Raw genomic sequence first — 24400 nt, forward strand, 5'->3', positions numbered from 1 at the left:
CTCCGGACGTCGGCCTTCGTTTCGGTCCGGCGGAACAGGGGACCGAGGGCGTGTGCCGGAATGGTTGCAAGCGGGCGGCTGGGGATTGCTGGCCGGGTCAGCGCTGCTGGTCGGTGCGGCGGTCGGATTCCTGGCGCGGATACCGCAGAAGCTGATCGCGTCGGTGATGGCCTTCGGTGCGGGTGTCCTGCTGTCGGCGGTGTCGTTCGATCTCATCGCCGAGGCCTACGACCAAGCGGGCCTCGGGCCGACGGTTCTGGGTGCCGTGGTGGGCGCGGTCATCTACACCGGCTGCAACGTCCTCCTGGCCCGGCGCGGTGCGCGGCACCGGAAGCGGTCGGGAACGCGGCAGCCGTCGGAGCAGCAGCAAGCCGGTTCGGGCACCGCCCTGGCGCTCGGCGCTTTGCTCGACGGAATCCCGGAGTCGATCGTGATCGGCGCCAGCCTGCTGGGCGGCGGCAAGGTCAGCGCCGTCACCGTCGCTGCTGTTTTCATCAGCAACGTGCCGGAAGGGCTGTCGAGTGCGGCCGGCATGCGACAGGCCGGGCGTTCCCGGGCGTACGTGTTCGGCCTGTGGACCGGCATCGCGGTCGTCAGCGGACTGGCGGCGGTCGCCGGCTACACCGTGCTCGGGGACGCGGGCCCGGCGGTGCTCGCCGCGATCACGGCGCTGGCGGCGGGAGCCATCCTGACGATGATCGCCGACACGATGATTCCCGAGGCGTTCGAGCAGGCGCACTTGGCGATCGGCCTGATCACCATGCTCGGGTTCCTGACCGCCTTCACGCTGACGAGCCTCGAGCGGTAGCCCGGGCGAGACGGTCGGTGAAGGCGCGCAGTGCGTGCACGAACCCGGGGGGCTCGTGCACGACGAAGTCCGCGTCGAGGGAGGCCAGGTTCAGCAGCAGCCACTGCCAGTTGTCCAGCTTGAGGGTGACGTCGACCTGCTGGTCGGTGACGGCGACCAGGTCGGCGTCCTGGTGCCGGAGCGCGTCGGCGACCCGGGTCAGCGAAGCGTGCACGGTGAGGCGGATGGTCTGTCGCTCCTTGCCAAGCCCTTGCCGCAGGTAGTCGACAGCGCTGTCGGCCGGAATCGGCCGGGGCTCGAACTGGCTCGTCATGATCTGCAGCTGCTCGATCCGGTCGCAGCGGAAGACGCGCCAGTCCTGCTTCTCGACGTCCCAGGCAACGAAGTACCAGCGCAGATTGAGGTGGACCAGCCGATGCGGCTCGACGCGGCGGCTGCTGGGACGTCCGGTGGGGCTCTGGTACTCGAAGACCGCCGTCCGCCGGGCCCGGATCGCGTCGGCGAGGTCGGCCAGGAGTTGAGGGCTCGGTGCGGGGGCGAGCTGGTGAGCCGCCTCGAGCGTGGACCGGATCGCGGCCGCGCGGGGCCGGAGCCGGCCGGGCAGCAGTTGGTCGATCTTGCCGTACGCACGCGTGGCTGCCTCGTCCAACCGGCCCTCGCCGGCCTCACCGGTGGCGGCGAGTGTCGCCAGTCCGAGCAGCGTCGCCACTGCTTCGTCGTCGTCCAGGACCAGCGGTGGCAACGCGCGGCCTGCGGTGAGCCGGTAGAACCCGCCCCGGCCGGGCTGGGTGTCGACCGGGTAGCCGTAGCCCCGCAACCGGTCGATGTCCCGGCGCAGCGTGCGCGCGCTGACACCGAGCCGGCTCGACAGCTCCGCGCCGCTGAATGCCCGCCCGGTCTGCAACGTCGCCAGCAACGCCAGCATTCGTTCGGTCACATCGGCCACGCCTCGATTCTTCCGCACTAAGCGGTCAGGATCCGGCCACATATCCGGTTACGTTCGCAGTCATGGGAAAGCACATCCGGATCCGTGAGGCGCGCACGAACAACCTGGCCGGGCTGAGCGCCGACATCCCTCGCAACCAGCTGGTGGTGTTCGCCGGCATCTCCGGCTCGGGCAAGTCGTCGCTCGTCTTCGACACCGTCGCGGCCGAGGCAGGCCACCAGCTCAACGAGACGTTCCCGCCGTTCGCCCGCAACCGGCTGCCCCGGTGGAGCCGCCCGGACGTCGAGGAGATCGACGGGCTGTCGCCGGTGGTGGTGATCGACCAGCGCAGGCTCGGCGGCAACGCACGCTCGACCGTCGGCACGATCACCGACACCTGGACCTACCTGCGGCTGCTGTTCTCCCGCACCAGTACGCCGTACGTCGGTGAGTCGGGGCACTTCTCGTTCAACGATCCGGCCGGCATGTGCCCGGCCTGCGCGGGGCTGGGCGAGGTGGTCGTCAGTGCCGTCGACCGGTTCCTCGATCTCAACAAGTCGCTCGCGGCCGGCGCGATTCTGCTGCCCGGCTTCGGTCACGGCGGCTACTGGTACAACCAGTACGCCGACATCGGCTCGTTCGACCTCGACACCCCGCTGCGCGAGTGGAGCCCGACCGAACGGGACGCCCTGCTGTACGGCGGTGAGGCCGCGGCGAAGCTCGGAACCAAGCCGCCCAGGGACTACGAGGGGGTCGTCGAGCGCTTCGAGCGGATCTACCTGCACACCTCGGGCGACCTGTCCGAGCGCAAGCAGGACGTCATCCGCCGCTTCACCCGGTCGACGACCTGCCCGGACTGCCACGGCGACCGGCTCACCGAGGCGGCCCGGACAGCGACCGTGCTCGGCAGGACGATCGGCGAGCTGGCGCGGCTGGAGATCACCGACCTGGCGGCGCTGGTGACGAAGGTCGACGACCCGGCCGTGGCTCCCGTCGTCCGGGCGCTGACCGCGCGGCTGGAGGCGATGATCACGATCGGGCTGGGCTACCTGCACCTTGGCCGGGCCACCACGAGCCTGTCGGGTGGCGAGTCGCAGCGGATCAAGACGGTCAAGCACCTCGGCAGCAGCCTGACCGAGATGCTGTACGTGTTCGACGAGCCGACCGTCGGGCTGCACCCGCACGACACCCCGGCAATGACCGCGCTGCTGGAACAACTGCGGGACAAGGGCAACAGCGTGCTGGTCGTCGAGCACGACCCCGACGTGATGGCGGTCGCCGACCAGATCATCGAGGTCGGTCCGGGGGCCGGCGACGACGGCGGGCGGTTGGTGTTCCAGGGCGGCTTCGGCGAGCTGCTCGAGGCCGGTACGCCGACCGGCCGGGCGCTGCGCAGACGCCGCCCGATCACGCCCGTACCGCGCACCGGGCACGGCAGCATCACGATCGCGGACGCGACGCGCAACAACCTGCGCCACGTCACCGTCGACCTGCCGGCCGGTGTGCTCACGGTGCTCACCGGTGTCGCCGGGTCGGGCAAGTCCAGCCTCGCCGCCGAGCTGGTCGAGCAGCATGCCGCGGTGGTCATCGACCAGAAGGCGGTCACCACCAACCGGCGGTCCACGCCGATCACCTGGACCGGCATCGCGCCCGCTGTCCGGCGTACTTTCGCCCAGCGGAACGGGGTTTCGGCTGCTCTGTTCAGCGCGAACTCCGAAGGTGCCTGCCCGACCTGCAAGGGGCTCGGCGTGATCCACACCGACCTCGCGTTCATGGACGGGCAGGAGACGGTGTGCGAGAGCTGCGACGGCCGGCGCTACACGGCTGAGGTGCTCGCGTACCAGGTCGCCGGGTTGTCCATCGCCGACATCGACGATCTCACCGTGGACGAGGCTGTCCGGCGCTTCCCGGACCGGGCCGTGGTCAAGGCGCTGGGCGCGATCGCCGACGTCGGCCTCGGCTACCTGCGGCTGGGACAGCCGCTCACCACGCTGTCCGGCGGCGAGTGCCAGCGGCTCAAGATCGCCCGCGAGCTGCACGACGCCGACAAGCCGACGCTCTACGTGCTGGACGAACCCACCACCGGACTGCACCTGAACGACATCGACACGCTGCTCGGCATTCTCGACCAGCTCGTGGACCGCGGCCACACCGTCGTCGTCATCGAGCACAACCTCGACGTGATCCGGCAGGCCGACTGGGTCGTCGACCTGGGGCCTGGACCGGGCCAGCACGGCGGACGGGTTCTGTACGAGGGCACTGTCCGGGACCTGATGACCCAGGCGACCCCCACCGCTTCCGCGCTCTGGGCAACGAACCCGGGCCATGGCACGATCGGGGAGTGACCAGCAAAGCCAGCGCGGAGCAGAACCTGCGGGATCTCGCGCTGCTGCGACGGGTCCGGGACCGGATCGACCGGGAGTACGCGCAGCCGCTGGACGTCGAGGCGCTCGCCCGCGGGGTCAACATCTCGGCCGGGCACCTCAGCCGGCAGTTCCGGCTCGCCTACGGAGAGTCGCCGTACGGCTATCTGATGACCCGCCGGATCGAGCGGGCGATGGCGCTGCTGCGGCGGGGTGACCTGAGTGTCACCGAGGTCTGTTTCGCGGTCGGGTGCTCGTCGCTGGGCACGTTCAGCACCCGGTTCACCGAACTGGTCGGGGTGCCGCCGAGCACCTACCGGCGGGAGGCGGCCGCCGCGACGGAGGGCATTCCGTCGTGCGTCGCGAAACAGGTGACCAGACCGATCAGGAATCGAGAAGCGCCGGTCACCGAGCCGCAGCTAGCGTGAGCGCCATGGACCTGATCATTCACAGCAGCTTCCTGCCGCAGAACGACCCGGACGCCGCGCTCAACTTCTACCGCGACACGCTCGGCTTCGAGGTCCGCAAGGACGTCGGGTACGACGGCATGCGCTGGATCACGGTCGGCCCCGTCGGGCAGCCGCAGACCTCGATCGTGCTGCACCCGCCGGCCGCCGACCCGGGCATCACCGAGGAGGAGCGCAAGGCGATCACCGAGATGATGGCCAAGGGCACCTACGGCGCGATCCTGCTGGCTACCAAGGACCTGGACGCCACCTTCGAGCAGCTGCAGGCCGGCGACACCGAGATCGTGCAGGAGCCGACCGACCAGCCGTACGGAATCCGCGACTGCGCCGTCCGCGACCCGGCCGGCAACCTGCTCCGGATCCAGCAACTGGCCTGAGCGCCGCGAGCCCACCCGCCGTCCGGCTCGAGGCCGGCCGGCTGCCCCAGACGACGCCGACGGAGACCGGAGACGGTTCCGCCCGACAGTTGGAGAGACGATGAGCAAGGCCCCGAGCAAGGCCCGGCGGTCGCCCGCGCCGCACGACGCCGACAGCCACGACCTGATCCACGTGCACGGCGCCCGGGTGAACAACCTCAAGGACGTCGACGTCGAGATCCCGAAGCGACGGCTGACGGTGTTCACCGGGGTGTCCGGCTCGGGCAAGAGCTCACTGGTCTTCGGCACCATCGCCGCGGAGTCCCAGCGGCTGATCAACGAGACCTACAGCAGCTTCGTCCAGGGCTTCATGCCGACACTGGCACGCCCTGACGTGGACCTGCTGGAGGGCCTGACCACCGCGATCATCGTGGACCAGGAGCGGATGGGCGCCAACCCTCGCTCCACCGTCGGCACCGCCACCGACGCGAACGCGATGCTGCGCATCCTGTTCAGCCGGCTCGGCAAGCCGCACATCGGCTCGCCGAACGCGTACTCCTTCAACGTGCCCTCGGTCCGGGCCAGCGGCGCGATCACCGTCGAGCGCGGCGGCAAGACCAAGGCCGAGAAGGCGACGTTCAACCGGCTCGGCGGCATGTGCCCGCGGTGCGAGGGCATGGGCTCGGTCACCGACATCGACCTGTCGGCTCTGTACGACGACAGCTTGTCGCTCAACGAGGGCGCGCTGACCATTCCCGGCTACAGCATGGAGGGCTGGTACGGGCGGATCTTCCGCGGCTGCGGCTACTTCGACCCGGACAAGCCGATCCGCAAGTACACCAAGAAGGAACAGCACGACCTGCTGTACCGCGAGGCGACCAAGATCAAGATCGACGGCATCAACCTGACCTACCTCGGCCTGATCCCGCAGATCCAGAAGTCGTTCCTGTCCAAGGACGTCGAGGCGATGCAGCCGCACATCCGGGCGTTCGTGGAGCGGGCGGTGACGTTCACGACCTGCCCCGAGTGCGACGGGACCCGGCTCAGCCAGGAGGCGCTGTCGTCGAAGATCAACGGCAAGAACATCGCCGACCTCTGCTCGCTGCAGATCAGCGACCTGGCCGACTGGATCCGCGAGCTCGACGAACCCTCGGTCGCGCCGCTGCTCGCCGGGCTGCAGCACCTGCTCGACTCGTTCGCGGAGATCGGGCTGGGCTACCTCTCGCTCGACCGGCCGGCCGGCACGCTGTCCGGCGGTGAGGCGCAGCGCACCAAGATGATCCGCCACCTCGGCTCCTCGCTCACCGACGTCACCTACGTCTTCGACGAGCCGACCATCGGGCTGCACCCGCACGACATCCAGCGGATGAACGAACTGCTGCTGCAGCTGCGGGACAAGGGCAACACGGTGCTCGTCGTGGAGCACAAGCCGGAGACGATCGCGATCGCCGACCACGTCGTCGACCTCGGTCCCGGCGCCGGAACCGGCGGCGGCACGATCTGCTACGAGGGCAGTCTGGACGGTCTGCGCAAGTCCGGCACGATCACCGGCCGGCACCTCGACGACCGGGCCGCGCTCAAGCAGGAGGTCCGGACCCCCACCGGCAGGCTGGAGATTCGCGGCGCCGCCACGAACAACCTGAAGGACGTCGACGTCGACATCCCGCTCGGCGTGCTCTGCGTGATGACCGGGGTGGCCGGGTCCGGCAAGAGCTCGCTGGTGCACGGATCGATGCCGGCCGACGCCGGGGTGGTGTCGATCGACCAGGGCGCCATCAAGGGGTCCCGCCGGAGCAACCCGGCGACGTACACGGGGCTGCTCGAGCCGATCCGCAAGGCGTTCGCGAAGGCCAACGGGGTGAAGCCGGCGCTGTTCAGCGCGAACTCCGAGGGGGCCTGCCCGGCCTGCAACGGCGCGGGCGTGATCTACACCGACCTGGGCATGATGGCCGGCGTCGCGACCACCTGCGAGGAGTGCGAGGGCAAGCGGTTCCAGGCGGCCGTGCTGGAGTACCACCTCGGTGGCCGCGACATCAGCGAGGTGCTGGCGATGTCGGTGGCCGAGGCCGAGCAGTTCTTCGGCGACGGCGACGCCAAGATCCCGGCCGCGCACGCGATCCTCGGCCGGCTCGCCGACGTCGGGCTCGGCTACCTCACCCTCGGCCAGCCGCTGACCACGCTGTCCGGCGGCGAGCGGCAGCGGCTGAAGCTCGCCACCCACCTGGGCGAGAAGGGCGGCGTCTACGTCCTGGACGAGCCGACCACGGGCCTGCACCTCGCGGACGTCGAGCAGCTGCTCACCCTGCTCGACCGGCTGGTCGACTCCGGCAAGTCGGTCATCGTCATCGAGCACCACCAGGCCGTGATGGCGCACGCCGACTGGATCATCGACCTCGGCCCCGGCGCCGGCCACGACGGCGGCCGGATCGTCTTCGAAGGCACCCCCGCCGACCTCGTCGCCGACTCCACCACCCTCACCGCCAAACACCTCGCCGCCTACATCAAGCCCTGACCGTCCCCCCACCCCTCCCACCCCCGCCCCAACGTGGGGGGATAACCCGCCACATTGTGGGTCTACCCGTCCGTATTCCGGGGGAGAACCCAGCATGTGGCGGCTGAGGGTGGGGTGGGGTGTCACAGGGGAGGGGTGGGTGGTGTCTTGGTGGTGTTGGTGCCGAGACGGGTGGAGGGACGATGGTGGGCGGTAGTGGTGGTGGGGTGACGACGGAGGAAGAGGATCCGTTGGTCGCGCATCGAGGGCTGCTCTTCACGGTGGCTTACGAGATGCTCGGGTCGGCAGCGGATGCGGAAGACGTTGTGCAGGAGACCTGGTTGCGGTGGGCTGCCACGGACCAGGCGGCGGTGCGGGAGCCGCGGGCGTACCTGGTCCGGATCGCCACCCGGCAGGCGCTGAACCGGCTGCGGACGGTGTCGCGCCGGCGCGAGGACTACGTCGGGGAGTGGCTGCCGGAGCCGCTGCTGACCAGTCCGGACGTGGCCGAGGACGTCGAGCTCGCCGACAGCGTCTCGATCGCGATGATGACCGTGCTGGAGACGCTCGGGCCGATCGAACGGGCGGTGTTCGTACTGCGTGAGGTCTTCGACGTCCCGTACGACGAGATCGCGGCGGCGGTCGGCAAGAGCCCGGCCGCGGTCCGGCAGATCGCGCACCGGGCCCGCGGGCACGTCGCCGCGCGCCGGCCGCGGACCCGGGTCGCCCCGGCCGAGCAGCAGGTGGTCGTCGACCGGTTCCTGGCCGCGGTCCGGACCGGCGACGTCCAGGGGCTGCTCGACGTCCTGTCGCCCGACGTGGTGCTGGTCACCGACGGCGGCGGCGTGGTGCAGGCGCTGATGGCGCCGCTCGAGGGCGTTCGCCGGGTGAGCACCCTGCTCGCGGGCATCGCGACGCACGCGCCGGACCTGCAGCTGACCTCGGTCTGGCTCAACGGCGCGCCCGCCGCCCGGATCGACCCGGGCGGCGCACGGGACACCGCCCTCAGCCTGACCGTCGAGAACGGCCGGATCACCCGGATCTACGCCGTCCGCAACCCGCACAAGATGGCCTACCTGGACACCGAGAACCCGCTGACGCGGTAGCCCGGCCGGCCGGCCGCGAAACGTGTCATCGCAGCACCGATGAGTTTCCGGGCCGGCCGTCGTTCTACCGGGTGAGAGTGTCGGCCAGACTGAGGCCGACCGCGATGCTGGGAGGCCTTGATGGACTGGAAGCTCGAACTCGTGATCGTGCCGGTGTCGGACGTGGACCGGGCGAAGACGTTCTACACCGAGCAGCTCGGGTTCCGCGAAGACGTCGACCACCGGGCCGGCGACGCGTTCCGGGTGGTGCAGCTGACGCCGCCGGGCTCGGCCTGCTCGATCACGATCGGCACCGGGCTGACGAAGGCCGCGCCGGGCACCTACCAGGGCACGCACCTGGTGGTGAACGACATCGAGGCGGCCCGGGCCGAGCTGGTCGAGCGGGGCGTGGACGTCAGCGAGCCGTTCCACTTCACCGCCGAGGGTCAGCAGCCCGGACTGGACCCGAACCGGGCCGACTACGGCACGTTCCTGACCTTCGAGGACCCGGACGGCAACGGCTGGACCGTCCAGGAGGTCCGGACGACGAACCCCGACCGGCTCTGACCGTGCTGGAGGAGGCGGCGTTCGCGGGTGACGAGGCCGCGTTCGCCGAGCTGGCCGGGCGGCACCGCCGGGAGCTGCACCTGCACTGCTACCGGATGCTGGCGTCCTTCGACGACGCGGAGGACGCCGTCCAGGAGACGTTGTTGCGGGCCTGGCGCGGCCGGGACGGGTTCGACGGCCGAACCTACTTCCGCGCGTGGCTGTACCGGATCGCGACGAACGTGTGCCTGGACGTCTCCCGGCGCCACGCCCGGCGGCAGGCCGCGTCGCCGGGGGAGATGGTGTGGTTGCAGCCCTACCCGGACCAGTTGCTGGACGAGGTCGCCCCGCCCACCGACCAGCCGGACGCGGTGGCGGTGGACCGGGAGACGATCGAGCTGACGTTCCTGATCGCGTTGCAGGCGTTGCCGCCGCGGCAGCGGGCCGCCCTGATCGCCCGGGACGTGCTCGGCTGGCCGGCCACCGAGACCGCTGCCCTGCTGGAGACGAGCGTGGCGGCGGCGAACAGCGCCCTGCAGCGGGCCCGCGCGACGATGCAGCAGCACTTGCCGGTACGGCGTACGGACTGGAGCGCTGCCCGGCCGACGGCCGAGGAGCGGGCGCTGCTGGATCGGTTCATCGACGCGCACGAGCGGTGTGACGTGGCGGCGGCGGTCGCGATCGCGGCGGAGGACATCCGGGTGTCGATGCCGCCCGACCAGCTGTCGTTCGCCGGGCTCGACGCGGTCCGGCCGTTGCTGGAGCGGGCGTTCGGGCCGGACCGCGACGGGGAGTGGCGCCTGGTGCCGACCTCGGCCAACCGGCTGCCGGCCGCCGCGACGTACCTGCGCCGGCCGGGCGACACGGTGTTCCGCGCGTTCAAGCTCGACGTACTGCGGATCTCCGGCGGCGCGATCGCCGAGATCATCACCTTCGGCTACTCCCGGTTCCCCGCATTCGGGCTGCCGCCCGAGCTCGGCACCGGCGCGGAGCAGTCGGGGACGCGGGGGCCCGGACGACGAATTTCGGATCCGTAGGGGCCGGGGCCGGGACGCGAACCGCTGTGGGCGCTAGTATGGGGGCGCACCGAACCTCGGCGACATCCCTTGGTGAGGCCGATCGCCCAGCCCGCTGTGCCTCGGTTCTCGCTGTCGGAGCCACCCACCGGCCGGTCCGGCCGGACGTCCGACCCGTCGATCGCTCACAGCAGTGGTGGACCGCGCCGCGCGATGAAGAGTCGCCACCTCAGGCCACTCCCGGCGATGTCCTGCAGCCGGGTGTGCGGTGTTGCCGTCCGCCATGGCAGCGTGCCCTGGCAGTCCCGAGGAGGATCCTTGGCCCGACGAGGCCAGCGCCAGCCCGGCGCCGCCACCCGTACCGGTTCCCGCAGCCGGCGCCGCGTCCGCGACGCCGACGCCCAGGGGCTCATCCCGGTGCTCGCCAAGGCCGTCCGGGAGGTGGAGGCCGCCGTCGAGCGCGGCACCGCCCAGCCGTCGGTCCGGACCAAGTTCCAGGTGGTCGCGCTGCTGGTCCGCGAGGAGCGGACCCGGGTGAACGCCGATCCCGGGGCCACCGACGCCTACCGCGCCGAGCAGCTGCGCCGCCTCGACGGGGTGGCGACGATCCTGGCCAAGACGGCCGCGCGGGACACCTCGCTGCTGGCGCTGCTCGCCGAGGACGCGGTGATGTCCGAGGCGGCCGTGGCGCTCAAGCGCGAGATGATGCTGGCCGCCGGTCTCGAGCCGCCGGCCGAGAAGCCCGCACCGGCCGAGCCGACCGAGGCGCCCGCCGCGCCCGCCCGCCGGGTGGTGCCGCAGTCGGTGGTTTCCCGGCAGCTGGCGAACCCGTTCCTGGCTCCCGATTTCTCCGCAGCCGCGCCGCGTGAGCCGCGCGCCCGCCGGCTGGCCGGCTGGGAGCTGATCGGCCCGCTGCTCAGGTCGTTCGAGCACGCCGCCGCCTCGGCCAGCAAGACCCTGCCCGCGCCCACGTCGCTGCTGGCGCCGGGCGGGCGGGAATTGATGCCGCACCAGGCGCGACTGGTCGCCGCGGCGGCCGCGGGTCACCGGACCTTCCTGCTGGCCGACGAGCCCGGCCTGGGCAAGACCGCGCAGGCGCTGCTCGCCGCGCAGGCTGCCAACGCGTACCCGCTGCTGGTCGTCGTACCGAACGTGGTGAAGACCAACTGGGCCCGTGAGGCCGGGCTGTGGACGCCGCACAAGAAGGCGACGGTGATCCACGGCGACGGCGACACCATCGACGGCTTCGCCGACATCGTGGTCGTCAACTACGAGGTGCTCGACCGGCACGTCGGCTGGCTCGGCGACCTGGGCTTCCGCGGCATGGTCGTCGACGAGGCGCACTTCATCAAGAACAAGAAGTCCCAGCGGTCCCGCAACGTGCTGCAGCTGTCCGAGCGGATCCGGACCCGCGCCGGCCGGCCGCTGCTGATGGCGCTGACCGGTACGCCGCTGATCAACGACATCGAGGACTTCACCGCGATCTGGCAGTTCCTCGGCTGGATCGACGAGAAGAGCCCGGGGGCCGAGCTGATGGAGGCGCTCGAGGAGACCGGGCTGACCCCGGCCGACCCGGGCTTCGCCGCGGCCGCCCGGGCGCGGGTGATCGACCTGGGCATCGTCCGGCGCCGCAAGGTCGACGTGGCCGCCGACATCCCGGCCCGCCGGGTCGCCGACCTGCCGGTCGAGCTCGACGGCGCCGTCGGCCGGTCGATCCGGGACGCCGAGCGGGAACTGGCCGACCGCCTGGTCGCGCGGTACGACAGTGCGATCGCGACCCGCAGCTCGGGCAGCGAGGTGGACGGCATCGACCACGACCTGGTCCGCCGGGTGGCCGGCTGGGAGCGGGCCGACACCGCGAAGTCCGCGGAGAACGTGTTCAGCCTGGTCCGCCGGATCGGCAAGGCGAAGGCCGGGCTGGCCGCGGACTACGCCGCCCAGCTCGCGCACAACGTCGGCAAGGTGGTGTTCTTCGCCCGGCACATCGAGGTGATGGACGTCGCGGAGCAGACCTTCGCCGAGCGCGGCATCCGCTACTGCTCGATCCGCGGCGACCAGTCGTCGACGGCACGGCAGAAGAACATCGACGCGTTCGTGAACGACGCGGGCGTCGCGATCGCGGTCTGCTCGTTGCTGACCGCCGGTGTCGGCCTCAACCTGCAGGTCGCGTCGAACGTCGTGCTCGCGGAGCTGTCCTGGACGAACGCCGAGCAGACGCAGGCGATCGACCGGGTGCACCGGATCGGGCAGGAGGAGCCGGTCACCGCGTGGCGGATCATCGCCGCGCAGACGATCGACACCCGGATCGCGGACCTGATCGACGCCAAGGCCGGGCTGGCCGCGATGGCGCTGGACGGTTCCGACGAGGAGGTCGGGGCGTCGGCCGACGTCCAGCTCGAGGCGCTGGTGGAACTGCTGACGAACGCGCTGGCTGCCCGGGCCTGACCCGGTGAGAGGTTGTCGGCGCCGACCGGTACGTTTCGGCCGGTGACGCGTCCCCTTCCCCCCGCCTTCGCCCTGCTCGCCCTCCTTGTTGCCGGATGCAACTATCCGGGGGCCGGTGCCGACCCCGGTGCACCGTCTCCCGGCCGCTCCGCCCCGACCCGTACGCCGGTCGCGCCGCCACCCGCGACCGGGATCGGGAAGCTGATCACCGCCGAGCTCGGCAAGGTCCGGGTCGTCGCCGCGCGGCCCGACGTTCCCGGGTACCGGCGGGACAACTTCGGCCCGAGCTGGACCGACGACCACACCGGTCCGGGCGGTCACAACGGCTGCGACACCCGCAACGACGTGCTCGCCGCCCAGCTCACCGGAGTGCAGTACCGGGCCCGGTCGAAGTGTGTCGTCGTGGCCGGGACGCTGCCGTCCGACCCGTACACCGGCCGGCGGACCGAGTTCCGCAAGGCGGAGGCATCGAAGGTGCAGATCGACCATGTGTACCCGCTCGGCCGGGCGTGGGACCTGGGCGCGGCCCGGTGGCCGGTGCAACGCCGCGTCGACTTCGCGAACGACCAAAGCCTCAACCTGCTCGCCGTCGACGGCCCGACCAACGCCTCCAAGAACGATGACGGTCCTGGCGAGTGGCTGCCGGTCAACCGCGCTTCGCGCTGTGCCTACGTCCTGCGCTATCTCCAGGTCGCCCGCAAGTACGCACTGCCCGTCACCAAAGCCGACCAGGACTCGGCCCGGACGATCACCCGCAGCTGCCCGTAGGGCGTGTTGATCAATTCCCTGCGTGCTGCGCGGCACCCGGCACGGGGCACCTGCTCGCGACTGCTGGGAACTGATCAACACGCCCTAGCAGTGGAGACCCAGTCGGCGCCTTCGTGCGAGCGACGACGCCGACCGGGTGCTGCCCGGCAGGTACCCGGGGCGAAACGGTCGGCCGCGGACGTCGCGGACCTGGTCCTGGCCGACGACGCGGCTCGGGTCGTCAGATCTTCGGCGGGCGTCCGGCGGCGCGGCGTACGAAGGCCGAGAGCTTGCCGGCCGCCGATCGCCAGTCGAAGGTGGCGGGCGACTGGGGCGGCGGGGTGGGCAGCGGGTCGGGGGCGCGGTCGACGATCGCCGGGCTCGGCTCGGTGGCGCGTGAGCGGCCGCGGTCGGGCCGGCCGGCCGGTCGTGACCGGCGGGGGCGTCCGCCCAGTCTCGCGTACGCCGTACCGCGGCGGCGGCGGGCGACCGGGCGCACCTCGGCGGTGGAATCCGGGGCCGCTTCCCGCCGGGCCAGGCCGTAGTGGCCGATCAGCCGCTCGGACTGCGCCACGGACAAGGGGCCCTCGGCCTCGATCTCCGGCGCCTTCCTGATGGTTGCCTTCGGCACGGACAGGTGAACCCCGTGCGCGCCGAGCCGGGCTCCGACCAGTGGTGCCAGGTGGTGCTTCCCGGCGGCCCGGCCGCGGGCGACCGTGGCCCACTCGATCTCGCCGCCTTCGCTGGGGTGCAGGCCGACCACCGGGCCGATCTTCGCGCCGTTCACGTCGTAGCTGGTCAGGCCGAGCAGTTGCCGCAGGCCGTCCGTCATCCGACTCACCTCGTCGTCTCGTCGACGTTCAGTTGATCGGTACCCTGCGTAGTCGGCGACAAACCGCGTGCCACCAGCGGATCGGCGGCAGGATTCGTTGCCGTGGGCGTACCGTTGGGTTGTGATCACTGATCAGTGGGACGACCGGTCCCACGCCGGGAGAAACCGTTGACGGATCATGCGGCGATCCTGGCGCAACTGGCCCGGCTGGCCGCCGCGGACGCGAAGGAACGGCACCTCGCCGAGCGGCTCTGCGAGGCGAGCCGGTTGATCCTCGGTGTCACCGGCGCGTCGATCACCGTCGACACCGCGACGTCGAACCGCATCACGCTCGCGTCCAGCGACGAGGTCGCCGCCCGGCTGGAGGACTTGCAGGAACTGCTCGGGCAGGGGCCGTGCCGGGAGGCGTTCCAGACCGGGCTGCCGGTGACGGTCGACCTCGGCGAGCAGGCCGACGAACGCTGGCCGGAGTTCACCCGGGCCGCCCGGGAGGCGGTCGGCGAGCTCCGGATCAGCTGCTTTCCGATGCGACCGTCACGGCAGTCCGTGTTCGGCACGCTGAGCCTGTACGTGACCGAAGGGGACACGCTGCCCGAGTCCACCGACACCGCCCAGTTCCTGGCCGACGCGGTGGGCGCCGCGCTGCTGCGCGACCCGACGTCGGAGGACGGCGTCACCGGCGGCGGCGCCTGGTCGGCGCGCGCCCAGATCCACCAGGCCACCGGGATGGTGATCGCGCAGCTGCGCCTGTCCACCGACGACGCGCTGGCCATCCTGCGGGCCCACGCCTACGCGCACGACACCACGTTGAGCGACATCGCGGCCAAGGTCGTCCGCCGTGAGCTCGACTTCACCGAGGGGATTGCATGACCGGTCACGAAGGCAGCCAGCCGGAAGCCGTCGATCCGCACGAGGCCGCCCGTCCGGGAGCCGCTCGCCCGGACCGCGCGCTCACCGAGCTGGCCGCGGCGACCTCGACACTGACCGCGGACCACGACGTCGTCGGCACCACCACGCTGCTGCTGGCCGGCTGCGCGCGGGCAGTCGGAGCCGCGGCCGCCGGAGTGTTGCTGGCTCGCCCCGACGACCGGGAACTGGAGCTGCTGGCAGCCACCAGTCATCGGGCCGAGGAGCTCGACCTGTACCAGTTGCAGGTCGAGCAAGGACCCTGCCTCGACGCGGTGCGCACGGTCGAGACGGTCACCGCGACCGGGGTCAGGGAGATCGAGCACCGCTGGCCGCTGCTGGTGGACACGTTCCGCGCGGTCGGCGTCGGGGGCGTGCGCGCCGTACCGCTGCTCTGGCACGGGGATGCGCTCGGCGCGATGAACCTGTTCTTCGCCGACAGTGCGGCGGTCGAGGGCTCAGGCTCCGTGGCGCAGGCGTTCGCGGACATCGCCACCATCGCGATCGTGCACTCGGGCAGGGTGATGCCGCACGCCGTGATCGCGCAGGCGCGGGCCGCCCTGGACGAGCGGGTGGTGGTCGAACAGGCCAAGGGTGTCCTGGCCCAGACCGATCAGCTGGAGCTGGACAAGGCCTTCGACCGGTTGCTGACACTGGCCGCGGAGCGCGGCCGGCCCCTGGGCACCGTCGCGGCCGAGGTGGTCGAGGCCGCCGGCGAAGGCCGCCCTCCGACCAGTTGACGGCGTACGCCGGGGCGGCGGTCAGTCGTCCTTGTGCTCGTCGGGCTCGGCCATCTTGCGGTGGGCCGCGGCCTTCAGCTTGTCCGGCAGGATCTTGTTGCTCAGCTCCTGGGCCTTGGTCTTCAAGGTGGTGGTGACCTGGCGGTCCTTGCCTGCCATCAGGGCCTCGAAGCCCTGCCGCGCGACGGTGGCGGGATCGTCCTTGCCGGCGCGGCCCATCGGGGTGTCGTCCATCCCGGCGCGGTGGAAGAAGTTGGTCTCCGTCGGGCCGGGCATCAGGGACGTGATGGTCACCGGCGAGTCCTTCAGCTCGTTCTGCAGGGCCTCGGCGAAGGACTGCAGGAACGACTTGCTGGCGTTGTAGATCGCCTGGAACGAGCCCGGCATCGTCGACGCGATCGACGAGGTGATCAGCAGCTTGCCGGACTCGGCCGCGATCATGTCGCGGAGCAGGAGCTTGGCCAGGTGCACCGTGGAGACGACGTTGAGCTGGATCAGCTTCAGCTCGTCACCCAGGTCGTTGTCGAGGAACGCCCCGCCCAGGCCGACGCCGGCGTTCAGCGCGGCGGCGTCGACGGCGCGCCCGCCGAGGGCGGAGTACAACCGCTGGACGCCGTCGGAGGTGGCCAGGTCGACGCGGACCGCTTCGACCTGCACGGTCTCGGAGCCGGCTGTGCGCAGGGTGACGGCGGCCGACTCGATGCCGCCGTCCTCGGCGGCGACGACAAGGTCGTAGCCGTGCTGGGCGAACTGCTTGGCGAGCTCCAAGCCGATTCCGCTGGAGGCTCCGGTGATCAGGGCGAGAGGTCGTTGGTCAGCCATGCCTTCGCGGTACCCCGGGAAAGTGCCCGCAACCGGCGACCGGCGCCGGAACACCTCTTGCGCAGAGTGGCCGGTTGGCTACATCCTGCCGAAGGTTGCGCGGTCAGGCAGCCGCAGCGCGGTCGTGAGAAGGAGCGTTCGGCTGAGCGCTCCGGCCGCTGAGACGATCGAGGAGATCCGATGAGATTCCGCCCCCGCCCCGTCGTGCTGGCCACGACGGCCTCGCTCGCCCTGGCCGCCGTCGCGGCCGGTGGGGCCGTCGCCGCCGTCCCGGCGGCCGACACGCCCGCCCCGAGCACCACGGCCGCCGACGCGCCGCCCGCCCCGAGCACCACGGCCGCCGACGCGCCGCCCGCCCCGAGCACCACGGCCGCCGACGCGGCGTCCGCGCCCGGCGGCGTCCGGTCGCCGGCCGCGACCGACACCGACGGTGACGCACTGCCGGACCTCTGGGAGACCAACGGGTACGACGCCGACGGCAACGGCACGATCGACGTCGACCTGCCGGCGCTCGGCGCGACGCCGACCAAGAAGGACCTGTTCGTCGAGATGGACTACATGGCCGGGCGGCTCGCATCGACGACCGCACTGGACCGGATCGTCGAGGTGTTCGCCACCGCGCCGGTCAGCAACCCCGACGGCAGCACCGGGATCCGGCTGCACCTCGACGCCGGCGCGGCCCGCGGTACGGCGTACGACCTCGGCGGCGGCAACGAGGTGCCGTACGACAGCAACCTGCAGCCGGCGGTCCAGCAGACCGACGCGATCAAGGCGGTCCACTTCGCGCCGGCCCGGCAGGCGGTCTTCCACTACATGCTCTGGGCCGACGACTACGACAACACGTGCAGCAGTGGCAACGCCTTCGCGATCCCGAACGACACGTTCATCGTCACGATGGGCCCGAAGTGCAAGTGGACCGTCACCGAGAACATGGCCGTCGGCACGTTCATCCACGAGCTCGGCCACAACCTCGGTCTCACCCACGGCGGCACGGACCACGCCAACTACAAGCCGAACTACCTCAGCGTGATGAACTACTTCTTCCAGTTCGACGGAGTACCGCGGACCAGCGGCTCGGCCTGGTTCAGCTACTCCTCCTTCGCGCCGCCCGCGCTCACCGAGACCAGCCTGCGGGAGTCCGTCGGCCTGAACACCAGCGCGGCCTCGACCTGGCGGACGAAGTGGAAGTGCCCGGACGGCACCACCCGGACCTCGGGGGCGGCCAACCTCGGCATCGACTGGAACTGCGACGGCGACACCACCGACACCGCGGCGGCCGACGTCAACGACGACAACCGCAGCACCACCCTGGCGGCGCAGAACAACTGGGCCTCGATCAGGTTCGGCGGCGGAGACGTCGGCGGCGGCGGCGAGCAGCACAAGGTCTCGACCTCGGCGGACGCCTTGCGCGAGCTGACCCGGCAGGAGGTCGCCCAGCTCCGGGCCGGCACCCGCTGACCACTGAGCCGTGCCCCTGGTCACAGGTCAGGGGCACGACTCGCCAGGGCCCTCGCCCGGACGAGTTCACGGTAGATGGCATGCTCGCTGGGTGGTGATGCACGAGGGGCAGTTGAGTGTATCGGCGGCGACCGTGCGGCAGTTGGTCGCCGAACAGTTTCCGGAGTGGGCCGACGAGCCGGTCACCGAGGTGGTGTCCCACGGCACCGTGAACGCCTTGTTCCGGATCGGCGACCGGTTCGGCGTCCGGTTCCCCTTGCAGGGTGACGATCCCGCCGCAGTCAGGCGATCGCTGGAGGCCGAGGCGGCCGCCGCCGCGGAGCTCGCCGGGCGGACGTCGTTCCGTACGCCGGAGCCGGTCGCCCTCGGTGAGCCGGGCGCCGGATACCCGCTGCCGTGGTCGGTTCAGACCTGGGTCCCGGGTACGCCGGCCACCCCGGACGCGCCCGGCTGGTCGGTGGCGTTCGCGCGGGACCTGGCGACGTTCGTCCGGGAGGTTCGAACGATCGACACCGCCGGCAGGACGTTCGACCGGGAAGGACGAGGTGGCCTCCTGCCGGACAGCGACGACTGGATGGAGACGTGTTTCGAGCGCAGCGAACGGCTCATGGACGTCTCCGCGCTGCGCCGGCTCTGGAGCGACCTGCGCGAGCTGCCGCGGACCGGCGCCGACGTGATGACCCACGGCGACCTGATCCCGGGCAACGTCCTGGTCGCCGCGGATCGGCTGGCCGGGATCATCGACGTCGGCGGGTTCGGTCCGGCCGATCCCGCGCTCGACCTGGTCGCGGCCTGGCACCTGCTGGACCCCGAGCCGCGGCAGGCGTTCCGCGACCACCTCGGCTGCTCCGACCTGGAGTGGCAGCGGGGCAAGGCGTGGGCACTGCAACAGGCGATGGGGCTGGTCTGGTACTACGAGCAGAGCAATCCCCCGATGAGTCTGCTCGGCCGCCGGACCCTGGAACGTCTGCTGGGACAGGGATTCAGCCGTCGTACTCCTTGACGGCGGCAACGAGCTCGGCCTCCGAGGTGTCCAGGTGCTGGCGCAGGGCCCGCTCGCGGGCGGCGGCATCCTCGGGGCCGCGCGCAAGGTCGGCGTACAGGGCGTTGAGGGTGCTGATGCCGTACTCGTCGGCGAGGTACTCGACGACGATCCAGCTGACGCCGTAGCTCTGCTCGTCGTAGGCGCCGCGGAAGTCGTTGTCGGTCGGCAGCCGCCGCACCGCCGGGATCGCCTGCCGCAGCAGCGTGCGCCGCCGGTCGGCGACCCGCTGGTGGTCGCCGTGCCGCGACGTCAGCCGGAACTCGACGTACTCGGCGAGGCCTTCCACCAGCCAGGTCGGCGCCTTGCCGCCGAGCGGTGCCATCGCCGCGTGGGTGAACTCGTGGGCGAGCAGGAAGCGGTCGGCCTTCGTGCGTTCGGTGGGATTGATGACGACGCGGCTGCCGGTGACCTCGAACCGGGTCGCCGCCGCGGTGACCGGGCTGAAGTTCTGCACGGCGACCGCGGCGGCCGGGTGCCCACCGGTCTGCCAGCCGGTGTCCATCGAGCGCTGGTCGGCCATCGCGATCACCAGGACGCCGGCCGGGGACCGCTTGAGCGCGGCCCGCACGGCGGGCGTGGCGCGACGGGCCTCGCCGACCAGCCGCCGGCCGTTGGCGCGCTCGTTCGCCGGGACGACGACCAGCACGCCCGGTCCGCGCACCGCCTCGATCGGGCCGAGGTCCCACGGCTCGCGGTAGGTACCGCGGTCCTGCTCGCCCGCGAGGTCGTCGTCGTCCACGAGCAGCCAGCGGCCGCCGCGTTCGGCGAAGGTGTACCCGAGCGGGACGAAGCGGGGTGCGGGATCGATACCGGTGACCTGGACCAGCATCATCACCCGGAAGGCGCGCGCCTCGCTGCCGTGCTGCGGTTGCGGCTCGGGGACCCAGCCGCCCTCGCGCCGGTAGCTGAGATGCCGGAGGCCGAGCTTGCGCAGATTGCCGAACAGTTGCTGGTGACGTCGGCGGAGCGCGGAGTTCTGCGGGTCGAGGTGCTGCAGGAACTGCGCCAGTTGCCCGGTCCGCACAGCCGATGCCCGGGTCTTCAGGACGGCGTCGATCTCGGCCAGCATGCGTTTGTCGCCGGGCGGTCCGGAGGACCCGGCAGCCGCCGACGGGCGCGTGACGGGCGGGCTCGGGGGTCCGGCCGTCGCCGGCTCCTCGGCCCGCCGGCCCAGCACGGAGTACGTCGTACCGGCCGCGGCGACGGCGAGGACCACGAGACCCACCATCCACCACGTGCCGCGCCGGCCGGCCCGTTCCACCACCGCACCCGCCTCAGCTCTGCCGGGTCAGACGCTGCGCAGGACCGACACCACGACGCCGAGCACGACGGCACGGTCGCCGTCGATGACCTCGTAGTCGGGGTTGCGCGGCTCGAGGTACACGTGCCCGTTGCGGCGCCGGTAGACCTTGACGGTCGCCTCGTCGTCGATCATCGCGGCGACGATCTGGCCGGAGTGCGCCTCGCTCTGCTGGCGGACCACGACGATGTCGCCGTCGCAGATCGCGGCGTCGATCATCGACTCGCCGCGCACCCGCAGACCGAAGACGGTGCCCCGCCCGGTCAGGCCGCGGGGCAGGGTGAGCTGGTCGTCGAGGTGCTCGACGGCCGAGATCGGCGTACCGGCGGCGATGTCGCCGACGACCGGGACGGAGACCGAGTCGTCGGCCACCGCTCGGGACGCGGTGTCCTGCAGGAACAGCCGGACGTCGAGCTGCCGCGACATGGACGCCCCGCGCTGCAGGAAGCCCTTCTCCTCCAGGCTGGCCAGGTGCCGCGAGACCGACGACGCCGAGCGCAGCCCGACCGCCTCGCCGATCTGCCGGGTGCTCGGGGAGTAGCCGTGCCGCACGACCCAGTCCCGGATCGCGACCAGGATGCGCTGCTGGCGCTCCGGCAGCGAGGAGGCGTCCAGGTGCTCGAACGGGTCAAGGGTGTCGTAGCTGGTCACTCGCGGAATCGTAGAGGCAGCCACCCCCAGTTCCCGGCACCGCACCGCCTGGGACCGGCCGGATCAGAGTCCGAAGCCGCCGGAGACCTCGATGTTCTGGCCGGTGACCCAGGCACCGTCCTCGGACAGCAGCGCCGCGACGAACCGGCCGATGTCGTCGGGCTCGCCGATCCGGCCCAGGGCGGTCCTGGCCGCGAGCGGCGCGATCACCTCGGGGTACTTGTCGAACGCGTCGCCGCCGAGCCGCGTCCTGGTCGCGCCGGGAGCCACCGAGTTGACCCGGATCCCGCGCGGGCTGAGCTCCTTGGCGAGGTAGCTGGTGAGCACCATCAGCGCGCCCTTCAGGCTGCCGTACGCCGAGTATCCGGGCGTCAGGCCACTGGGCAGGGCGGAGTTGCTGGTGGTGTTGACGATCGCGCCGCCGTCGGCCAGCAGCGGCAGGAGCCGCTGCGTGAGGAAGTACGGTCCCTTGAACTGCACGCGCAGCAGCTGGTCGAACAACTCCTCGCTGGTGTCCTCGAACGGCGCCGCCGCCGCGATGCCGGCGTTGTTCACCAGCTGGTCGAACGTGGTCCGGTCCCAGCCGGTCAGGGCCGAGCGGACGGCGTGCACGAACGCGGGGAAGGTCTCGCTGCGGCCGACGTCGAGCGGCAGGGCGACGGCCCGGCCACCGGCCTGCTCGATCTGCGCGGCCGTCTCGAGGCCGCCCTGCTGGTTGCCGTGGTAGGTGAGGATGACCGCCACGCCGCGCCGGCCGAGCTGGACAGCGGTACTGCGGCCGATGCCGGAACTTGCGCCGGTGATAATCGCGATTTGCATGATCGTGCTTCCGCCTTCGTCTGGGTGAGTGTTGCTGCTTCCAGTAGATGCTGTGGCGTGTCGGATCAGTAGACGGATTCTCTTCGACTCTTGCCTGATTCTCTCCACTTGTAAGTTGTGGTGATGTTGCCGTCGGGATTGTCGATGTTGTGGGAGCCGGTCGAGCCGGAAGGGGCGCTGCGGGAGCGGTTCGGGCTCCTGGGGTTCGACGGGGCGTCGGACTGGGTGGCGGAGGTGCTCGCCGAGGTCTGGGGGATCGCGGTCGAGGGGTGCGACCGGGTGGTGATCAGTGATGCCAACGCGATCGTCTGGATGCGGACCGAGCAAGGCCGGTTGGTGGTGAAGTGGTCGCGGGCCGAGCAGAGGTTCGAGGAGCTCGCGGCATCGGCTCGGCTGCTGGGGGCACTGGCTGCGCGCGGGGTTCCGGTGGCGGCGCCGGTGCCGGCGGTCGACGGCCGGACTCGGGTGGTGCTCGGTGGTCCGTCGGGGAAGTTGTCGGTGGCGGTGCTGCCGGAGATCGACGGGGACTGGCTCGACGTCGGCGACGAGGCGGCGGTGCACGCGGCCGGCGCGTGCCTCGCGAGCTTGCACCACGCGCTGGCGGAGTACGCCGACGCCGACCCGGCGGTCAGCCACGGCGCAACCGGTGACTCGGGCGAGGATCTGCGCGAGCGGCTGACGAAGTGGTTGGCGACGGACGATCGTGGGGTGACGCTTGCGGCCTCTCAGCGGTTGGCCGCGGCGGTGGCCGCGTTGCCGCCGCTCGATACCCGCGAGCAACTGGTGCACAACGACTACCGGGCCGCCAACCTGCTGACCCGCGACTCCGCCGTGGTCGGCATCCTGGACTTCGACGAGATCGCCCGGCAGCACCCGGTGCACGACCTGGCGAAGGCGTTCGTCTACCTCAGCACCCTGTTCACCGAGTGGAAGCCGACAGCACCCGGCGTACGGCGTACTTTCCTGGCCGGCTACGAGTCGGTGCGCCGACTCAGCCCGGCCGAACATGCCTGGCTGGAAACCCTGGCCCTGTGGGTGGGAATCCAAGCCGTGCCGACCGGCGACGACCCGGCCGGCTGGGCGAAAGCGCTCTGACAGCTCGAGCGGCGAAGAAGTCAGTCGGGCGGTTCCAGGGCGGCCAGCCAGGTTGTGAGCAGGGCTTCCAGCTGCTCCGACTCCGACGCGCTGAGGGCGGCCAGGAGGCGTTGCTCGTTGGCCATGTGGGCGGTGAAAGCCTTGTCGATCAGGCGTTTGCCGGCCGGGGTGAGCCGGACCATCCGGCCGCGGCCGTCGGTGCTGCTGCGCAGCCGGCGGACCAGCCCGGCCTGCTCGAGCCGGTCGACCCTTTTGCTCACCGCGCCGGTGGTGACCATCGTGTGCAGCGCGATCTCGCCGGGCGCCCGCTCGTACGGCGTACCGGCGCGGCGGAGCGCGGCCAGCACGTCGAACTCACCCTCGGACAGCCCGTACTTCGCGTAGCCGACGGCCAGCTCCGCGGTCAGGTGCGCCGCGATCCGGTGCAGCCGGCCGATCACTCCCTGCGGGCTTACGTCCAGGTCGGGGCGCTCGGTGTGCCAGGCGGCCTGGATCCGGTCGACGTGGTCCTCGGTCACCGCGTCAGCCTATCTCTTCCGGGGAAGATATAGTAGTTTCCATGGAAGACAATCGCCGTCGGTGGTTGCTGGTGACGGCGATCGCACCGGTTGCCTGGGGCACCAACTACTTCGTCACCCACGAGTACCTGCCGTCCGGTCACCCGCTGTACGGCGCGGTGCTGCGCGCGCTGCCGGCGGGTCTGTTGCTGCTGGCCTTCGCCCGGAGCAGGCCGCGCGGCGCCTGGTGGTGGCGGTCGGTGGTGCTGGGGATCTGCAACATGGGGGCGTTCTTCGCGCTGATCTACGTCGCGTCGCAGCTGCTGCCGGTCAGTGTGGCCTCGACGATCATGTCGGCGACGCCGCTGACGATGGCGTTGTTCGCCTGGATGCTGCTCGGCGCGCGGCCGGCGCCACGGGTGCTGCTCGGCGCCGGTGCGGGCATCGCGGGCGTCTGCCTGATGCTCGGCGGCGGGGTGGAGCGGGTGAATGCCGGCGGGGTACTGGCCTCGCTGGCGGCGCTGACGATGTCGTCGTGCGGCTACGTGCTGGCGAAGAAGTGGGGATCGGGCGGCGAGCTGATCGCCACCACCGCCTGGCAGTTGGTCGCCGGCGGCTTGGTGCTCGTCCCGGTCGCGATCGTGGTCGAGGGAGCACCGCCGTCGCTGGACGCCCAGGCCGTCGCCGGCTTCGCGTACGTCGGGCTGGTGGCGACCGCGGCGGCGTACCTGGCCTGGTTCACCGGGCTGCGGCATCTCGACGCGGCGACGGTCGGGCTGGTCGGGCTGCTGAACCCGGTCACCGGCGTGCTGCTGGGCACCACACTGTCCGGTGATCGCCTCAGCTTCGGACAGGTCGTGGGGCTGGTCCTGGTGCTGGGCGGGATCACGATGAGCCGACCACGCCGGGCACCACGCCGGGGCACCGTTCCGGAGCCGGTCAGCTGACGCGATGCGGGTGCCGGGACCGTACCCAGCTGACGGACC

The 24400-nt window shown here is 71.4% G+C and carries 23 protein-coding genes; 16 read left to right on the forward strand and 7 right to left on the reverse strand.

The genetic code is table 11. The annotated features are described in order from the left end of the window. The first annotated feature begins 52 nt into the window (after window positions 1–52). A complete protein-coding gene (locus KFLA_RS05690) occupies window positions 53–808 on the forward strand; it encodes a ZIP family metal transporter (protein ID WP_012918814.1) in 756 nt (251 codons plus the stop codon). Here the strand turns inward: KFLA_RS05690 and KFLA_RS05695 are convergent. Beyond that, window positions 783–1754 (reverse strand): helix-turn-helix transcriptional regulator, encoded by a 972-nt coding sequence (locus tag KFLA_RS05695; RefSeq protein WP_041289164.1) that lies wholly within the window; start codon window positions 1752–1754, stop codon window positions 783–785. The genes KFLA_RS05690 and KFLA_RS05695 overlap by 26 nt on opposite strands. 62 nt (window positions 1755–1816) lie before the next feature. On the opposite strand from KFLA_RS05695, the gene KFLA_RS05700 reads away from it, so the two are divergent. The 9 genes from KFLA_RS05700 to KFLA_RS05740 all read left to right on the forward strand — a co-directional run bounded on the left by KFLA_RS05700 (window position 1817) and on the right by KFLA_RS05740 (window position 13270). Continuing rightward, complete coding sequence (locus tag KFLA_RS05700) at window positions 1817–4078, forward strand: ATP-binding cassette domain-containing protein (protein WP_012918816.1); 2262 nt, start codon at window positions 1817–1819, stop codon at window positions 4076–4078. Beyond that, window positions 4075–4524: a helix-turn-helix transcriptional regulator gene (locus KFLA_RS05705; protein ID WP_012918817.1), complete on the forward strand. Its 450-nt coding sequence runs from the start codon at window positions 4075–4077 to the stop codon at window positions 4522–4524. Before KFLA_RS05700 ends, KFLA_RS05705 begins: the two co-directional genes overlap by 4 nt. Before the next feature lie 5 nt (window positions 4525–4529). Further along, entirely contained in the window at window positions 4530–4940 is a 411-nt protein-coding gene (locus KFLA_RS05710; RefSeq protein ID WP_012918818.1) for a VOC family protein, read from the forward strand. 100 nt (window positions 4941–5040) lie between these two features. Beyond that, window positions 5041–7431 carry an ATP-binding cassette domain-containing protein gene (locus tag KFLA_RS05715; RefSeq protein WP_012918819.1) on the forward strand — a complete coding sequence of 797 codons (2391 nt, stop codon included), beginning with the start codon at window positions 5041–5043 and terminating at the stop codon, window positions 7429–7431. Window positions 7432–7613: 182 nt separating this feature from the next. Continuing rightward, window positions 7614–8516, forward strand: coding sequence for an RNA polymerase sigma-70 factor (locus KFLA_RS05720; RefSeq protein ID WP_012918820.1), 903 nt, complete (start codon window positions 7614–7616; stop codon window positions 8514–8516). 120 nt (window positions 8517–8636) lie between these two features. Next, window positions 8637–9062 (forward strand): VOC family protein, encoded by a 426-nt coding sequence (locus KFLA_RS05725; RefSeq protein WP_012918821.1) that lies wholly within the window; start codon window positions 8637–8639, stop codon window positions 9060–9062. Between the two features lie 2 nt (window positions 9063–9064). Then, window positions 9065–10078, forward strand: a complete 1014-nt coding sequence (locus KFLA_RS05730; protein ID WP_012918822.1) for an RNA polymerase subunit sigma-70 — start codon at window positions 9065–9067, stop codon at window positions 10076–10078. 297 nt (window positions 10079–10375) lie between these two features. Continuing rightward, complete coding sequence (locus KFLA_RS05735; protein WP_012918823.1) at window positions 10376–12502, forward strand: DEAD/DEAH box helicase; 2127 nt, start codon at window positions 10376–10378, stop codon at window positions 12500–12502. 42 nt (window positions 12503–12544) lie between these two features. After that, complete coding sequence (locus KFLA_RS05740) at window positions 12545–13270, forward strand: HNH endonuclease family protein (protein ID WP_012918824.1); 726 nt, start codon at window positions 12545–12547, stop codon at window positions 13268–13270. Between the two features lie 220 nt (window positions 13271–13490). Here KFLA_RS05740 and KFLA_RS05745 read toward each other — a convergent pair whose 3' ends face one another. After that, complete coding sequence (locus KFLA_RS05745; protein ID WP_012918825.1) at window positions 13491–14081, reverse strand: hypothetical protein; 591 nt, start codon at window positions 14079–14081, stop codon at window positions 13491–13493. 168 nt (window positions 14082–14249) lie between these two features. On the opposite strand from KFLA_RS05745, the gene KFLA_RS05750 reads away from it, so the two are divergent. After that, entirely contained in the window at window positions 14250–14951 is a 702-nt protein-coding gene (locus tag KFLA_RS05750; RefSeq protein WP_012918826.1) for an ANTAR domain-containing protein, read from the forward strand. Further along, window positions 14948–15727 carry an ANTAR domain-containing protein gene (locus KFLA_RS05755; RefSeq protein WP_012918827.1) on the forward strand — a complete coding sequence of 260 codons (780 nt, stop codon included), beginning with the start codon at window positions 14948–14950 and terminating at the stop codon, window positions 15725–15727. Before KFLA_RS05750 ends, KFLA_RS05755 begins: the two co-directional genes overlap by 4 nt. A gap of 21 nt (window positions 15728–15748) precedes the next feature. On the opposite strand, the gene KFLA_RS05760 is transcribed toward KFLA_RS05755, so the two are convergent. Continuing rightward, complete coding sequence (locus KFLA_RS05760) at window positions 15749–16549, reverse strand: SDR family NAD(P)-dependent oxidoreductase (protein WP_012918828.1); 801 nt, start codon at window positions 16547–16549, stop codon at window positions 15749–15751. A 180-nt stretch (window positions 16550–16729) separates the two neighbouring features. Here KFLA_RS05760 and KFLA_RS05765 point away from each other — a divergent pair, with 180 nt between their 5' ends. Continuing rightward, window positions 16730–18007: a hypothetical protein gene (locus KFLA_RS05765; protein WP_012918829.1), complete on the forward strand. Its 1278-nt coding sequence runs from the start codon at window positions 16730–16732 to the stop codon at window positions 18005–18007. Between the two features lie 97 nt (window positions 18008–18104). Then, on the forward strand, window positions 18105–19010 hold the full coding sequence (locus KFLA_RS05770) for an aminoglycoside phosphotransferase family protein (protein WP_012918830.1): 906 nt from the start codon (window positions 18105–18107) through the stop codon (window positions 19008–19010). On the opposite strand, the gene KFLA_RS05775 is transcribed toward KFLA_RS05770, so the two are convergent. The 3 genes from KFLA_RS05775 to KFLA_RS05785 all read right to left on the reverse strand — a co-directional run bounded on the left by KFLA_RS05775 (window position 18991) and on the right by KFLA_RS05785 (window position 21822). Next, window positions 18991–20280 (reverse strand): hypothetical protein, encoded by a 1290-nt coding sequence (locus tag KFLA_RS05775; RefSeq protein WP_148256554.1) that lies wholly within the window; start codon window positions 20278–20280, stop codon window positions 18991–18993. The genes KFLA_RS05770 and KFLA_RS05775 overlap by 20 nt on opposite strands. A gap of 60 nt (window positions 20281–20340) precedes the next feature. Beyond that, the gene (gene lexA, locus KFLA_RS05780) at window positions 20341–21003 is read right to left on the reverse strand and encodes a transcriptional repressor LexA (protein ID WP_041289167.1); all 663 of its coding nucleotides are present in this window, start codon (window positions 21001–21003) and stop codon (window positions 20341–20343) included. Between the two features lie 63 nt (window positions 21004–21066). Next, window positions 21067–21822, reverse strand: coding sequence for an SDR family NAD(P)-dependent oxidoreductase (locus KFLA_RS05785; RefSeq protein ID WP_012918833.1), 756 nt, complete (start codon window positions 21820–21822; stop codon window positions 21067–21069). Between the two features lie 123 nt (window positions 21823–21945). On the opposite strand from KFLA_RS05785, the gene KFLA_RS05790 reads away from it, so the two are divergent. Further along, on the forward strand, window positions 21946–22917 hold the full coding sequence (locus tag KFLA_RS05790; RefSeq protein ID WP_041289817.1) for a phosphotransferase: 972 nt from the start codon (window positions 21946–21948) through the stop codon (window positions 22915–22917). 20 nt (window positions 22918–22937) lie between these two features. On the opposite strand, the gene KFLA_RS05795 is transcribed toward KFLA_RS05790, so the two are convergent. Next, window positions 22938–23435 (reverse strand): MarR family winged helix-turn-helix transcriptional regulator, encoded by a 498-nt coding sequence (locus tag KFLA_RS05795; protein ID WP_012918835.1) that lies wholly within the window; start codon window positions 23433–23435, stop codon window positions 22938–22940. 41 nt (window positions 23436–23476) lie between these two features. On the opposite strand from KFLA_RS05795, the gene KFLA_RS05800 reads away from it, so the two are divergent. Then, entirely contained in the window at window positions 23477–24361 is an 885-nt protein-coding gene (locus KFLA_RS05800) for a DMT family transporter (protein ID WP_012918836.1), read from the forward strand. Window positions 24362–24400 lie beyond the last annotated feature (39 nt).

This window comes from Kribbella flavida DSM 17836, from assembly GCF_000024345.1.
Classification (GTDB): Bacteria; Actinomycetota; Actinomycetes; order Propionibacteriales; family Kribbellaceae; genus Kribbella; species Kribbella flavida.